We start from the raw sequence: 14,444 nt of genomic DNA on the forward strand, positions 1-14,444 counted from the left end.
GAAGTCAGTTCAAAATTTTGCCTTATATTATAGAATAGTCACAATATGATTCATTGTAAAACATATATCGCCGGTTGACTTTCATAACGTGAAGCGATGGTGCGGATAAAGTGATTACTCCTGCTTACCAGCATTATTTCGGTAATGTCACCAACACCTGCAATCCCCCTTCTGGCCGATTCGTCAGAGAAATATCACCACGATGCTGCCGCATAATTTCCTGCGCAATGGTTAATCCCAGCCCGACACCGCCTGTGGATCGTGAACGAGAGCTTTCCGCACGATAAAACGGTATAAAAGCCCGTTCCCTGTCTTCTTCCTTCAGTCCGGGGCCGTTATCAACGATTGTAATTTCAATCTTGTCCGGGTGTTGGCGTAAATGAACCCAGGCGCCTCCCCCATAGTAAACGGCATTGTTAATCAGGTTTGAGAAAGCCCGCTTTAACAGATTCACACAACCATAATAGATAAGCCTTTCGACGTCACTTTCAAAACGAACATCCGATTTGAGCTCCCCGGCATCCTCACAGAGAGAACCAAGCATCGCCACCATATCGAAACGCTGCATTTTCTCTTCATGACTCACATCTCTGAAATAATCCAGAGACTGGCGAATCATCATATCCATATCGTTGATATCCCGCATGATTTTTTCAAAATCAGGATGTTTTTCAAGCGATTCCGCTCGTAACTTCAGGCGGGTCAAAGGGGTACGCAAATCATGAGAAATGGCTGTCACCACATGTGTACGATTGGACAACAATTTATTGACTTTATCCTGCAACAGGTTAATTTTTTCAAAAATAAGTTTTTGATCGGAATTGCCTGTCACGGGAATGGGCAACCAGCTATCCCTGTCCTCACTGTAAATAAGACTTTGAATTAGAGTCTGAACGGGCTGATTAAGCATGTTGACTGCCCAATAATTAATAAACAACATGCCCGCCAACAAAATCACAATCAACGCCACCATGGCAAGACGTGTTCCCGTCTGATTCGGCATCGGAGGCATCATGGTTATATTCAGCCAGATCCCTTCCTTGATAAACACGGACATGCGTAACGATTTATACTGCCGCAACTGATCAAAAATATGGGGCGGCTGTATGCTGAGCAACGCGTTATTCTGATATTCCGGCGTTTTAGAGACGGTCAGTTTAGTCCAGGGAATGGCTTGTCTTCGCATTATTTTTGACCAATTTGATTCCGGCCTGTTTTTAAGGAGATAGATCATTTTTGTTATGCCGTGCACCGTATCAGGCGGAACAACCGGCCTTACGGTCATGTAATAAAAGTATTGCATGGTAAGCATGAGTGCCAGAATAATAAAAAGATTACCAATGACCAGTCCGACATAGGTTTTTCTAGCGGTTGATGTTAATTTACTCATAGCGACGTCACCGAAGCTTTAAATTGATAACCTCCTCCGCGAACCGTTATCAGCAATTGAGCATTACGGGGATCAGATTCTATTTTTTTTCGTAAACGGCCAATCAATACATCAATCGTTCTATCCATGGGATCACAATCTTTGTCGTAGAGCAAATCCATCAATTGATCACGACTTAAAATCCGTCCGGGATGCTCCAGAAAGACAAGCAGTAAATCGTATTCGCGCTGGCTTAAGGGGATAGCGACAGAATCCTTATCAATAAGGCAATGGGTATTCCTGTCAAGCTGCCAATGAGCGAAACGAATACGCTGCAAGGGACTTAAGCGTTTTGCTCCCGTCAGACTCAGCTCCCCGCCTGTTCGGCGCAATTGCGCTTTGATTCTCGCCAATAATTCCCTGGCGCTAAAAGGCTTGGAAATATAATCATCGGCTCCCAGCTCCAATCCTGCGACGCGATCGGCCGTACTGTTTGCCGCGCTTAACATGAATATAGGGGTGTCATGCGTCTGGCGTATCATCTGACATAAACTTAATCCATCCACCCCGGGTAACATGATGTCCAGAATGATAAGATCAAAATTGTTCTCTCGCAGTAATTGCCTGATGTGTAACCCGTTTAAAGCCCAGGTGGTACGATAACCATGCTGAATCAGATAATCGTTTATCAATAAGGTGATCTCCTTATCGTCATCAATGATTAAAATGTGTTTTTTCTTCACCGTCATGCCGCCCTCACCACCTGTCCGAATGCAAGTATCAAATGTCATTATAGAGAACGCAAACAACCCGTCTCCATGATTGTAACAGACTTGTTACATGATACCGTCGCCTTGTCACACTCCTATTACAAAAGGTCACTAACCTTAAGAGGATACTAATCACAGGAGATAAAACTATGAACATGAAATCCGTCATTTTAGGAAGCACACTCGCCCTCTCACTGGCGGCGGCGCCATTCCTTCATGCCCAACCGACGGCGACGATAAGCCAACCGGCAAAGTCGCATTTCCATCACCATAAGTGTTTCAAAAAACTGCTTGATTCCGAACAACAACAGGAATTGCGCACCATCATGCAAGGCATGCGCCAGCAGATGATTCCTTTAATAAAGGAAAGGCAGGCTCTGAAACTGCAACTGAAAGGCAAAATAGCAACCTCCGGTACTCAATGGGCGGACATTGCTCCCCTGGTCACCATCCTTAATGAAAATAATGCCAAAGTGACGATGCTCAAGACCAAAACCGAGCTCGCCGTCTTTCAAAAGCTGGGGATTATGCTTCCCCCACCGCCACATGGCAAACCGCCATTTGCCGGCCATCACAAAAGACCGTTCTGATATAAAGGCGGTTTCCTGAATCATGGCGTCTTGCAGATTGCAAGACGCCATGCTTGATACAGACGTCAAGGATTGATGGTGTTTTGCTCAATTTCTTCCGGCATGCCCCCGCTTAGCACCGTTTTCATGCGTTGCCAGCAGTCACGGTCATAATGCTGTTTCTCGTCCGGTACGAAGGAGGGCAACGAAAAAGTTTGCAAGCCTCTATTGATGCCATCCAGCAAATAAGCCGCCAACGAATGATTTTCGTATCTGGTGTATTTATAAGAAAAAAACGCGTCCAATTCTTTCAGTACATCCTCGGTCGTCTGCGCATCATGCAAAGTCGTTTGAAACGTAGAGGCCTTCTCGTCTCCCGCGGTACCATGGCGCCAGCTACTCAACCAGCCCCTTGGTCGACCGGGTGTGGAACCGGTTATGACCGCTTTTTTGTAGTTTTCAAATCCTGTATCCAGAACCTCTAGCAGCCGTTCCCGGGAAATGACCGCCATTGTTTTCTCTTCCGCTTTTTCCGGGTCAAACGAAGGCCCGGCATAGCTAAATCCCACAGATGGCCGCCTGTGTTGATGTCTGGGACGCGTCCGGGTAGGATGTTTCAGTTTTCCGGATCCTGGCATCCCGAGCATGAGGTCATCCTTGTTCTCTCCCTCATTCTCTTTACCGGTTTCAGGGGTATCGGCCATCGGTTGGCTATTTTTATCTTCTTTCGCCGCTTCCAGTCTATACTTTTCCTGTTCAGCCAATTTTGCCAAACGAATTTCCTCTTTTTTTGCAGCGACGATTCCTTCTGGAATTCCAAAATTATTTTTCATATCCGGTTCCCTGAATTATAAAGTCTATTGACAGACCATGGTGAAAAACTTCAATATCTCCTGGCGATCTCAGGCTCTGTGCACTTATCTTTTATCGGCTGCAAATTGCGATTAATTTGCTCAAAATACCGCTTGAATTCGTCAAATAGGACTGGCTATTCTCCTCATTCAAGCGAAATTTTGAGCTAAATTATCTCAATTTTCGCTTCGACAAAAGATAAGTGCACAGAACCTAGGTCTTACTATACTCAATCGCACAAAGGTCAACAAGCCAGGTTCCTTGCACAAAATTTTTTTACTCAACAACCGGGCGCCCACCTGCTCTCATAAGACAATATTGAACCATGAAACCCGCAATACGGCCGCAGGCCTCCTTACGGGCTACCATCCTTTGGTTAAGGTAAATGTCGACAGAGCCTAATACTATAGTGGTAAGTTCTGTCATTGCCGAGAAATCGGGAATCTATTTACGTTAGAATAGATCTCCGCCTGCGCAAACATGACAATTAATGAACAAAAATGAGGACACGCCCTAGTGTCTGTTTTCCTTCACCAAGAATAACAATCCCCCTCCAATGAGGAAAAAAGGAAGCAAGGCTATCATGCCCACACGCTGACTTCCGGCCCACACCGTCAAGGTGCCTACCAGAAACGGGCCTAGAAAACTGGTCGCCTTGCCGGACAAGGAATAGAGACCGTACATGCGGGTGATTTCCTCCGGTCTCGCCAGACGGGCCAGAAAAGTACGGCTGGCAGCCTGCACGGGTCCCACAAAAATACCGATAACCGGCGCAAAAATCCAGAATAAAAGCGTTGACGTCACGGTCAGCAGAAAACAAAAGATCAGGGTCAATCCGCCCAGGGCAATAAGAATGGTTTTTCTAGAACCAATCCAGTCATCAAACCAGGCAAACAACACCGCGCCAAGCCCGGCGGTCATGTTAAGAATAATACCAAACACCATAATGTCGCTGACACTTAATTTAAATGTACCCGCCGCATAAATACCCCCCAAAGCCAGTATGGAATTTAAGCCATCGATATAAATAACGCGGGCAATTAAAAACAACAACAGATCACGCTGCCCGGGAAGTCCCTTCAAGGTTGTTCGCAATTCTTTCACACCCATTTTTACAGCGGTTCCGACCGTAACATGTTTCTCTTTTTTTTGTTGTACCAATAAAAACAAAGGGAGGCTAAACACGGCAATCCATACGGCTACAAATACGGTCACCACGCGGATGTTAGCCTGATCCTTCATCCCGAACCACAAACCCGGATCACCCTTCACAAAAACAAACAACGAGATGATCAGGCACAGCAACCCTCCCAGATAACCGCATCCCCAGCCCCAACCGGAAATACGCCCCAGATAATTGGGCGGCGCCAGGTCAAACAGAAAGGAATTATAAAAGACAGCACCCACTTCCAGAGCAAAATTACTGATGAAAACACATACTAACGCCAAAGGAATGGAACGGCTGTCCGGATAGGCGAACCAAAGACCTGCGGTAAACAGCACGCCCAGCCAGGTAAAAAAGAACAACCAGGATTTATGATGCCCCCCAAAATCAGCGATCGCGCCAACAAACGGGCTGACCAGTGCGATAAGCAGTGCGGAAGCGGATATCGTATAACCCCACAATTCCGTGCCCTCAATTTCGCTGGCGGCCATCTCGCTGGTGAAATAGGCGGCAAAAACAAAGGTGAAGATGACGACAAAATAGGACGAATTGGCAAAGTCATACAACGCCCAGGCAAGGATCTGTTTTCTGTTTTGCTGGCCATTCATAGTAGGTTCCCTGCCTCAAAGAAATCCGTGTTCTTTTAAAAACTCATGCGCGACCTGTCGTGGACTTCGCTTCTGTACATCAACCTGATAATTTAACCGCTGCATGGTTTGATTATCAATAGCCCCTGACAACGGTTGCAGCGCTGACGCAACCTGAGGATGCTTCTTAAGAAAAGCCTCACGAATAATCGGAGCCGCGTAGTAGGGAGGATAAAAATGCTTATTGTCCTTGAGGATGCGCAAATGGAATTCAGCGATTCGTCCATCCGTCGTAAACGCTTCTATGATTTGTACATTACCGTTTTTAATAGCCTGATACACCAGATCCGGTTGCATTTGTACAATTTTTTTAAATTTAAGGCCATAAGTGCGCGTCAACCCGGGCAAGCCATCCGGGCGCATGAAAAATTCGGCCGGCACAGCCAGGACAAGCTGGTCGGATACCCTGCTTAAATCACTTAAATCGACTAATCCGTTCTGGCGGGCAAAATCCTCCGTCACCGCCAGGGATTCCGAATTATCAAAGCCGAAAGGAGCCAGCCAGATCAAACCGAACTGCTCCCGATACGCTTTTTTTACAAAATCAAACGTCTGTTCGGCATTTTTAATCTCTTTTTGTTTCAGTACCACGATATAGGCGGTACCGGTATATTCCGGATACAAGTCAACCTGTCCGGCCAGCAGCGCGTTTTGCAAAATGGTGGTTGTACCCAGATTAAATTTCCGAATCACTCGTAAATCGGTTTTGGCTTCAATCAATTCCGCCATTAAATGACCCAGAATATATTGCTCGGTAAAATTTTTACTGCCGATCACAATGTTTTTTTCAGGATCATCAACCTGGGAGAATGCGTTCTGCACAACAATGACCAACAGTGCGGCTACAATGAACGTCATTAATGTCATTTTGATGGTTTTAAAACGCATGGCCAGACGATGGCGCCGGGAAGATAAAAGCGTCAGGGTTGCCAGCACGAAATCAATGCCTAAAGCAAGCAAGGCCGCGGGAATGGCGCCCAGAAGAATAAGATTGGGATCATTTAACGACAAACCCTGGGTAATAAAATCCCCTAGCCCCCCAGCCCCTATAAAAGCGGCAATGGTGGTAATTCCTATCGTCATGGCCATGGACGTTCGAATCCCGGCCATCATGACCGGTAACGCCAACGGTAATTCAACAAGATACAGACGTTGCCAGCGGGTAAACCCCAGGCTGTTGGCTACCTGCAGATAAACGGGAGAAACGCCTTTCAAACCTGCAAACGTGTTGCCGGTTATGGGTAACAGGGCATAGACAATAAGCGCTATCAGGGTTGGTGTCAGTCCGATACCGACAAACGGTATTAAAAACCCGAGCAAGGCAATACTGGGAATGGTTTGAAACACATTGGTCAGACCAAGTACGGATCCTTTCAACCGGGGAAGACGGGTAATTAAAATCCCCAGACTGACACCGATTAAAATAGCGATAAGCATGGCTGAAAGGGAAATGTAAATGTGCTCGATTAATTTGGCCTGCAATTCATCCCAGTGTGAGGTCAGAAAATCCCAAAAATGTTTCATGAGTCAGTTACTTGTTTTATTGTTTAGTAATTGTCCGACAAAGTCGGTAGCGGGATGTTGCAGCACGTCCTCTTTCGCCCCTATTTGCTCAAGACGTCCTTCGTGCATAATCGCTATCCGGTCAGCCAGACGAAAGGCTTCATTAATGTCATGGGTGACAAAAATGATCGTTTTATTGAGTTTTTTCTTTAAATCTATGATTTCATTTTGCAATGTTTCCCTGGTAATGGCGTCGAGGGCCGCGAACGGCTCATCCATTAAAATATAATCGGGATTGGTAGCCAGAGCACGCGCCACCCCGACCCGCTGCTGCTCGCCGCCGGATAATTCATCCGGATAACGATCATAATATTTTTCCGGCTCCAGATTCACCAGTTGTAATAACTCATAAACACGCTGCACGCGCTGTTCCTTCGGAATCTTCATGAGCCGCATAATGATCGCAATGTTTTTAGCTACGGTCATATGGGGAAACAAGCCGGTGTGCTGAAATACAAACCCCATGGAACGCCGCAATTGCACCTTGGGGTAATCTTCTATGGGTTTGTCGTCAATCTCTATGCTGCCCGACGTAGGCTTGAAGGCGCGATTGATTAAATTCAGCAGTGTGGATTTGCCGCTTCCGGAAGAGCCAAGCAAAACCAGGGTTTCACCATCCAAAATAGATAAGCTAATGTTTTTTACGGAATAAGTTTCCTTTTCATCAAAGGATTTGGACACATTCTTTAAGGTGATCATCACACGATACTTTGAGTTTTTCGTCAGTCCATGCCCATCATACACGGACTGTTATTCAATTCAACTAAACTTATAGTAGGGCTTGTTGAAAAAGGAGATGGATATGAGCACGTTATTTTTGGCGACCGTCATTGGCTGGTATCTCGTCATTGTCAGTCTGTTTTTGTTATTTCGACGCGAAACCATGCGAACGATTATGGCGGAAATACTGGCGCAGCGCGCCCTGGTGTTTGTCCTGGCCGTTTTCACCCTGATTCTGGGACTGCTGATGGTGACCAGCCATAATATCTGGGTCATGGCCTGGCCGGTGGTGGTAACCCTGATTTCCTGGCTGGTGTTAATAAGTGGCCTGCTGCGCTTTTTCTGTCCGGATACGGCCATTAAAATGGGGCGATCCTTTTTAAATCATCCGACCGGAATGAACGTGACGACCGTGATTTTTTTAATCATCGGCCTGTTTTTATTATTCCAGGTCTATTTTGCCGGCTATCTGTCATGGTAGTTTGACAATTTCCTTTCTTACACCCGGTGCCCCGGGTGTAGGTAGCTACGTCTGAAAAAAAACAGACGTCCACCACCCGCATTTTTTCTACGCGAAACAAAATACCACCCCACCCTGGATTTTTACGGCATATTTTTATATGATCGCACACCGTGGGCGCGCCTAATCAGGATGCACCTGCGGTTATTCCTTTTTTACAGGAAGCTATCATGTTTTTTCAACAAACGCCCCGGGAAACGCCACCGACTTCCCCCGACCCGCTAAAATCAAAGCGGGAGGCCAAGTTTGTAGAGCAAATCATTTCCAGAGCGAAAAAACGCTTTATCACCGGCCCCAAATACAGGCATCAGCAACCGAAAACAAAAGACGGCGCCTTTCTCCGTTCAGCGAATCATATTCCAGGCACCCGTTTTATCGCCGCAGCCGGCCCACGCGGGCAAACTTCTCTTGAAAATTTCCTCACGGATATCCTGTCTCACGATCCGCCGGTTTCCTCAGTCGTTGCCTTAGGCGATCGTTTGTCCGATTCAGACAAATGCGCCAAAGGTGATGATTTTTTAAATTATTACAACAAGGACTATCGCGCAGGCAATTATCTTGTGTCCGCCCGATTATGCAAGGGTGAATTCCGTACGATCCCGACTGATAAGTCATCCACCCCCCTAACGTTTGCGCAATCGAAAGTGACGGTCGGCACGGGTAGTGAGTCAATACAATTTACGGTGACAGCTCTGGAATTGGCCGATCGACAATACCTCGACTTAAATGAGGATCCGGATGACAAAAAAAAGGAAATCCTTTGGAATATATTCCGTATTGACCATGAACAACCGGTGCTGGTGCATTGCAGGCATGGTCATGGCCGCACCGGACATCTTATCTTCATGATGGAACTTTTAAGGCATTACGACAACATTTTTGCCGCCGGGGATCCCGAAATCGCAGCCGACGCCATCCTCGAAATACTTGAGAATATACGTACGCCAAGACCCGGTTTGGTGCATAGCAGGGAGCAATTCACCAGTGCTATCCGGAATGTCATTCTTCTACATCAATACGGCCTGGAAAAAGGTTATATAGCCCGTGCGGAAGAAGAGGACAATACCACGGGAACCGTATGCACTCTATGACTCATGACCTTCCATCCATATTGTCTGTTGCTGCGTAACCTCAATGGCCGGGGAATCAAGCCAGGATAATTCTTGCGACGGTTGCTCGGGAACCAGATATTGTGCAAGCAGGTAGGTGACGAAAGCGATCAGGGAAATCACTGCCAGCAATGGATGCAAGATAACCACTATCTTCAGCGATTCCCTTCTTTTAATATCCATCTTGTAAATAAGAAGACCAAGGCAGGCGGTGAGAATAAATAACAGCAAACAAACTACCAACAAGGGCTGTGCCTGCTCTTTCAGCATGTAAAGAATGATAATAAATATGGCCACTGCCGCCGTGGCGCCATGAACATAAACAAGACGCCTGGGAGGAAATTTATTTTTTAAAACAGGAATAATGATAACGGCCCCTAAACCGGCCACCACGATAAATAAAATGATTGCCAATATCAGCATGATACCTGTCCTTGTCTCCAGTACTACTTCCCGCCATGGCTTTTCCGGTTTTAAAAAAATCCGGAACCCTGCGGAAAAATCCATTCCATATAAACACTATAGACGGTTTCCAATCGGCATCAACCATTCGCCTGTCTAAACTATCGCACCAGCCTTGGTTGAATACCCGGGGTCTATACCTCTCATCAGGCTGTGCTGGTATCCCCAGCAAAAGAAAGGATTTCCATCTGTAAAAATTTTGGTTCACGGAACCCGGGTTCCGATGTTTACTTAATGCCGATTTTTCCCTAAACTAGTTCACAATAAAAATCTTACGATTTGAGAAAGGACTCTTGAGCCAACTATTCTGGATTTCCTGCGGAGCGATTCTGGGCGCCAATCTGCGTTATGCCGTCAATCGTCTGGCTCTGAGATTCTTATCCCCATCCATCCCTTATGGCACGTTAATCGTCAATATTATGGGAAGCTTTATCATCGGTTTTTTTCTGGCCTGGACGCTGGAACGCGTACTGGTTGATCCACGCTGGAAACCCTTTATCGCCGTCGGATTCTGCGGAGCCTTTACTACCTATTCCAGCTATAGTTATGAAACATTTACCATGCTGGAACAAGGTCATTACGCATTGGCAGCCGCCAATTTTGTTGCTAACAATCTTTTTGCCCTGCTCGCTACAATTGCAGGCGTCATGCTGGCCAGGATACTCTGATATGAAGCTCAAGATGACGAAAATATCCGTCTATATAAACGAAGCCGATCAATGGCAACATCGCCCCTTGCATCTGGAATTGTTGAAAACACTTCATCAGCATGACATTGCGGGAGGCACCGTTATCCGCGCCGTGGCCGGATTTACCAACAACGGCCCGGTAGAAACCACATCCCTTGTCGATATCGGGAGTCAACTGCCGCTTATTGTACAATGTATCGATGTGGCGGAAAAAATCGACGTCGTATTGCCTGAAATAAAAAAAATGGCGGCCTCTCGTCTTATTGTTCGGGAAGAAGTCGAAGCCATCGTGTGAGTCGTTACTTTTTTGCTTTTGTGACAACATCATGTACAATCTGGTTGCAAACAATGATAACAAATAGATCATGTCGATGTTGCCGCTATTCAAATCATCTTTTGACGGCATAGGAACAGGGGCGGGTGTTGCCTGGCCGTTTTTTGGTATTCTCTCTTCTACCCTGGGCCTTGTTGCCGGCGGCACCATTGCTCTTATCGCCGGCTCCGTTGCCGGTTTACTATTCTGCCTCATCAGCGGCGCCATTTTCTATCTGTCCTACCGTAACGCCTGTAAGGAAGAGGTTCGTTTACAGGATAAAGCCGCACAATATCAGGATACGTTAAATACCCTGATTGTTCTTTATTTAAAAAATATTTATCAGGAATGTTTATTTCACGCGCAACCGGATATGCCGCTGGATATCAGTACATTGTCCCGGCTCCTTCATCAAAAAATAAAACAGGACTACGCAACCAATCGTTATGTCAACGATCCGTCCACCAATCAGTTGTTATTACGCTTGCTGGGCAAGCGGTCCCAACAAACCATCATTCCGATTTTTATAGCCGAGAAATGGAAATTGTTACACAGAAAAGGTTTGTTACCATCCATGACACCTGAAAACCCGCTCGATATCGCCATCAATGATCTAACGACCCAACACATCCAAGCCATGACGGTATCGTCGCCCACATCACTCCAGTTTAAAGCAGCCTTCATCAGCGGTGCAGGAACATTCGGTGCCATAGCCGGTTGCGCCGCAGGATTTGCGGGACTACTCACCGGACTTGGACTATTCGCCGGATTTGCCGCCATACCGATACTTGGTTGGGCCACGTTAATTCTCGCTTTAGGCGCCGCTCTACTGATTGCCTCCTGTTCCGCCCAGCAAGCGTTGGCCCGTCATCAATTACAGGCGAAGGGAAAAACCATCAAATTAATAAACCGGCAATTGGAAACCATAAACTGCACCCGAGAGCTCGACCTTCTAACCGACAGGCTGGTCAAGGAAAAACTGGAAAAATATCAACATGATACCGTTTCGTCAAACCGGCATTTCTTTACACCCTGCGCCATACAATCCGGGCAAACATCCGATCAGTTGACCGTCTCCCATTTTAAAATCGGTTAAAATGAACAGAATTCCAGTGGTTTTATATGGGATCTGTTGACATTCAAATTATCTTTATTTTGAAACCAGGGTAAATAGTGTCAATAATTATCGTTAAAACACAAAGATGACACACCCATGTTAAAAGGATTTACCTAATGAACGATTCGACAGAAAAACCCATCGTGCTTATTACAGGTTCGTCCGGAAACCTGGGGCACGCCTTGACCGCCGCTTTGGGTGAACGCTATCAGGTTGTAGGATTTGATGTCCCTGAAACCTCCTGTGATATACCCTTTGATCTCACCTCGGATCTATCTGTTACCCAGGCGCTGGATCTTTTCAGGGAGCGATATAAACCCGAAAGTATTGCCGCCGTTATTCATTTGGCGGCCTATTTTGATTTTAGCGGAGAAGATTCACCGCTCTATGACGAGGTGAACGTCGCCGGGACAAGACGATTGCTGGACAAATTACAGGAGTTTGCTGTAGAACGTTTTATTTACTCCGGAACCATGCTGGTTCATAAACCATGCGAGATCGGTGAAAAAATCAACGAGAGTGATCCCCTTGCGCCCAAATGGGCTTATCCACAGTCCAAGGCCAAAACCGAAGCAGTGATCCGAGAACATCACGGCAACATTCCTTATGTCATCCTAAGGCTTGCAGGACTCTATAACGAGACCACTTGTGTACCGACACTGGCCCATCAAATTGCCCGTAGCTATGAACGAAATATCAAAAGCCACTTATATTCCGGCAACGTTAAGGCAGGGCAATCCTTTATCCATCAAAACGATTTGATTCAACTCTTCAAAAATGCCATTCAGTACCGTCATAATCTTGCTGAAGGGGAAATTATTCTGGCCGGGGAAGATCAAACGGTAAGTTATGAAACATTGCAAACAACCATAACCGAATTACTGCATGACGAAGAATCTGAAATATACACCATTCCCAAACCTATCGCTAAAACCGGAGCCTGGATACAGGAAAAATCGGAACCGATTATTCCCGATGACTTTGATCAGGGAGAAAAACCGTTTATCAGACCATTTATGATTGATATGGCATCGGATCATTATGCCCTGGACATCAGCAAGGCTCAAAAAAAACTGCATTGGCAACCCAAACACCACATACTGAAAACCTTGCCTGCGATTATAAAAGCACTGAAAGAAGATCCAAAACGCTGGTACGACGAAAATGGCTTGACAATGCCAGACTGGATGCAGGCGATTACAGAGGAAAATCCTGAAACTATACGAAAAAAATATGAAATCACTTTTCGTAAGGAACATCAGCAAAATCTCTGGGCACACTTTTTAAATATCGGCCTGGGATTCTGGCTAATCACGTCACCACCCACACTGGGATATCAGTCTTTCCCGTTAACGATAAGCGATGTCGTCAGTGGGATAATTCTTGTTTTTCTCGCCAGTCTGGCACTATCCTGGCGATTTGCTCCTGTGCGGTGGCTATGTGCCGGTGTTGGTTTGTGGCTTGTTTTCGCACCATTGATATTTTGGGCACCTACCGCTGGGGCCTACCTGAACGACACGCTGGTTGGCAGTCTGGTTATAGGATTTTCCGTATTGGTTCGTCCCGATATCGGCGTCGCACCTCATGCCGCCATGACCGGTTCGGACATTCCGTCAGGCTGGAATTTTTCACCTTCGAGCTGGACGCAACGCCTGCCCATCATCATTCTTGCCTTTATCGGATTATTTATTTCCCGCTACATGGCGGCGTATCAATTAGGTCATATTGATCACGTATGGGAACCGTTTTTTACCGGCCATGCCGAGGACGCTAAAAACGGAACGGAGGAAATCATTACCTCCTACGTCTCAAAGCTCTGGCCGATTCCCGATGCGGGTCTCGGGGCAGCGGTTTACATACTGGAAATCCTGACCGGTATTATCGGAGGCACCAATCGCTGGCGAACCATGCCCTGGCTGGTATTATTATTTGGTATCATGATCATCCCGCTAGGTGTGGTATCCATTACCTTCATCATCATTCAACCCATTCTGCTAAATACCTGGTGCACACTTTGTCTGATCGCAGCCGTGGCCATGCTGTTACAAGTACCCTATTCCTTTGATGAAATAGTGGCTACCAGCGTTTTTCTCTGGCGACGGTGGAAGGCGGGAAGGCCCTTGCTGAAAATCCTGATGACGGGAGATCGAGATGAAGAGAGCGAAAGAAACGGCATGGATGATAATTTTGAACAATTCCCGCGCGCCATTATACGCCTCATAGTCTATAAAGGGATCACCCTGCCCTGGAATCTCGTGCTAAGTCTGGCTATCGGCGTATGGTTAATGTTCAGTCGCCTCACCATAAATGCAACCGATGGCCTTGCAAACGCCAACCATTTATTAGGCGCGTTGATCATTACTATCACCATGGTGGCTCTGGCAGAAGTGGTCCGACCTGCCCGCTTTATCAATCTGATCTTTGCAGTACTCTTGTGCGTCACACCATTTCTCTATAACGCCGATGCCATTCAAGCAACCGCCGGTATCGCATGCGGTGTCCTGTTGTTCCTGTTTACGCTGCCACGCGGGAAAATCAGGGATTCCTATGGCGAGTGGGATAAAGCCATTTTTTGAATA

At 46.5% G+C, this 14,444-nt stretch carries 14 protein-coding genes; 7 read left to right on the forward strand and 7 right to left on the reverse strand.

The features are described from left to right. Positions 1-133 precede the first annotated feature (133 nt). Positions 134-1,390, reverse strand: a complete 1,257-nt coding sequence (locus CKW05_RS12995) for a sensor histidine kinase (protein ID WP_058483084.1) — start codon at positions 1,388-1,390, stop codon at positions 134-136. Further along, positions 1,387-2,118: a response regulator transcription factor gene (locus CKW05_RS13000; protein ID WP_058483297.1), complete on the reverse strand. Its 732-nt coding sequence runs from the start codon at positions 2,116-2,118 to the stop codon at positions 1,387-1,389. The genes CKW05_RS12995 and CKW05_RS13000 overlap by 4 nt, the downstream gene beginning before the upstream one ends. A 170-nt stretch (positions 2,119-2,288) precedes the next feature. Between CKW05_RS13000 and CKW05_RS13005 the strand changes: the two genes are divergently transcribed. Then, positions 2,289-2,729 (forward strand): hypothetical protein, encoded by a 441-nt coding sequence (locus tag CKW05_RS13005; RefSeq protein ID WP_058483083.1) that lies wholly within the window; start codon positions 2,289-2,291, stop codon positions 2,727-2,729. A gap of 65 nt (positions 2,730-2,794) precedes the next feature. Here the strand turns inward: CKW05_RS13005 and CKW05_RS13010 are convergent, their stop codons facing one another. The 4 genes from CKW05_RS13010 to CKW05_RS13025 all read right to left on the reverse strand — a co-directional run bounded on the left by CKW05_RS13010 (position 2,795) and on the right by CKW05_RS13025 (position 7,634). Beyond that, positions 2,795-3,541: a hypothetical protein gene (locus CKW05_RS13010; RefSeq protein WP_058483082.1), complete on the reverse strand. Its 747-nt coding sequence runs from the start codon at positions 3,539-3,541 to the stop codon at positions 2,795-2,797. Positions 3,542-4,073: 532 nt separating this feature from the next. Continuing rightward, entirely contained in the window at positions 4,074-5,333 is a 1,260-nt protein-coding gene (locus CKW05_RS13015) for an MFS transporter (RefSeq protein WP_058483081.1), read from the reverse strand. A 15-nt stretch (positions 5,334-5,348) separates the two neighbouring features. Beyond that, a complete protein-coding gene (locus tag CKW05_RS13020) occupies positions 5,349-6,896 on the reverse strand; it encodes a glycine betaine ABC transporter substrate-binding protein (protein WP_058483080.1) in 1,548 nt (515 codons plus the stop codon). 3 nt (positions 6,897-6,899) lie between these two features. Then, the gene (locus CKW05_RS13025; protein ID WP_058483079.1) at positions 6,900-7,634 is read right to left on the reverse strand and encodes an ABC transporter ATP-binding protein; all 735 of its coding nucleotides are present in this window, start codon (positions 7,632-7,634) and stop codon (positions 6,900-6,902) included. Positions 7,635-7,737: 103 nt separating this feature from the next. Here CKW05_RS13025 and CKW05_RS13030 point away from each other — a divergent pair, with 103 nt between their 5' ends. Then, entirely contained in the window at positions 7,738-8,136 is a 399-nt protein-coding gene (locus CKW05_RS13030) for a hypothetical protein (protein WP_058483078.1), read from the forward strand. 209 nt (positions 8,137-8,345) lie between these two features. After that, complete coding sequence (locus tag CKW05_RS13035; protein WP_133141170.1) at positions 8,346-9,266, forward strand: protein-tyrosine phosphatase family protein; 921 nt, start codon at positions 8,346-8,348, stop codon at positions 9,264-9,266. Here the strand turns inward: CKW05_RS13035 and CKW05_RS13040 are convergent. After that, a complete protein-coding gene (locus CKW05_RS13040; RefSeq protein ID WP_058483076.1) occupies positions 9,261-9,707 on the reverse strand; it encodes a hypothetical protein in 447 nt (148 codons plus the stop codon). The two genes, CKW05_RS13035 and CKW05_RS13040, sit on opposite strands and share 6 nt — an antisense overlap. Before the next feature lie 332 nt (positions 9,708-10,039). Between CKW05_RS13040 and crcB the strand changes: the two genes are divergently transcribed. From crcB to CKW05_RS13060, 4 genes are all read left to right on the forward strand, one after another. Next, positions 10,040-10,414, forward strand: coding sequence for a fluoride efflux transporter CrcB (crcB, locus tag CKW05_RS13045; RefSeq protein ID WP_058483075.1), 375 nt, complete (start codon positions 10,040-10,042; stop codon positions 10,412-10,414). A gap of 1 nt (position 10,415) precedes the next feature. Further along, positions 10,416-10,730: a DUF190 domain-containing protein gene (locus tag CKW05_RS13050; protein ID WP_095140657.1), complete on the forward strand. Its 315-nt coding sequence runs from the start codon at positions 10,416-10,418 to the stop codon at positions 10,728-10,730. Between the two features lie 70 nt (positions 10,731-10,800). After that, positions 10,801-11,844 (forward strand): hypothetical protein, encoded by a 1,044-nt coding sequence (locus CKW05_RS13055; protein WP_133141171.1) that lies wholly within the window; start codon positions 10,801-10,803, stop codon positions 11,842-11,844. Positions 11,845-11,981: 137 nt separating this feature from the next. Continuing rightward, the gene (locus tag CKW05_RS13060; protein WP_058483073.1) at positions 11,982-14,441 is read left to right on the forward strand and encodes a vitamin K epoxide reductase family protein; all 2,460 of its coding nucleotides are present in this window, start codon (positions 11,982-11,984) and stop codon (positions 14,439-14,441) included. The last annotated feature ends 3 nt before the right edge of the window (positions 14,442-14,444 follow it).

Origin of the sequence: Legionella spiritensis (genome assembly GCF_900186965.1) — a bacterium.
Taxonomy (GTDB): Bacteria; Pseudomonadota; Gammaproteobacteria; order Legionellales; family Legionellaceae; genus Legionella_C; species Legionella_C spiritensis.

Coding starts and splice junctions, on each gene's coding strand:
- CKW05_RS13060 (WP_058483073.1), top strand. CDS start 11,982: ATGAACGATTCGACAGAAAAACCCATCGTGCTTATTACAGGTTCGTCC.
- CKW05_RS13015 (WP_058483081.1), bottom strand. CDS start 5,333: ATGAATGGCCAGCAAAACAGAAAACAGATCCTTGCCTGGGCGTTGTAT.
- CKW05_RS13055 (WP_133141171.1), top strand. CDS start 10,801: ATGTCGATGTTGCCGCTATTCAAATCATCTTTTGACGGCATAGGAACA.
- CKW05_RS13030 (WP_058483078.1), top strand. CDS start 7,738: ATGAGCACGTTATTTTTGGCGACCGTCATTGGCTGGTATCTCGTCATT.
- CKW05_RS13005 (WP_058483083.1), top strand. CDS start 2,289: ATGAACATGAAATCCGTCATTTTAGGAAGCACACTCGCCCTCTCACTG.
- CKW05_RS13025 (WP_058483079.1), bottom strand. CDS start 7,634: ATGATCACCTTAAAGAATGTGTCCAAATCCTTTGATGAAAAGGAAACT.
- CKW05_RS13035 (WP_133141170.1), top strand. CDS start 8,346: ATGTTTTTTCAACAAACGCCCCGGGAAACGCCACCGACTTCCCCCGAC.
- CKW05_RS13010 (WP_058483082.1), bottom strand. CDS start 3,541: ATGAAAAATAATTTTGGAATTCCAGAAGGAATCGTCGCTGCAAAAAAA.
- CKW05_RS13050 (WP_095140657.1), top strand. CDS start 10,416: ATGAAGCTCAAGATGACGAAAATATCCGTCTATATAAACGAAGCCGAT.
- CKW05_RS13040 (WP_058483076.1), bottom strand. CDS start 9,707: ATGCTGATATTGGCAATCATTTTATTTATCGTGGTGGCCGGTTTAGGG.
- CKW05_RS12995 (WP_058483084.1), bottom strand. CDS start 1,390: ATGAGTAAATTAACATCAACCGCTAGAAAAACCTATGTCGGACTGGTC.
- CKW05_RS13000 (WP_058483297.1), bottom strand. CDS start 2,118: ATGACGGTGAAGAAAAAACACATTTTAATCATTGATGACGATAAGGAG.
- CKW05_RS13020 (WP_058483080.1), bottom strand. CDS start 6,896: ATGAAACATTTTTGGGATTTTCTGACCTCACACTGGGATGAATTGCAG.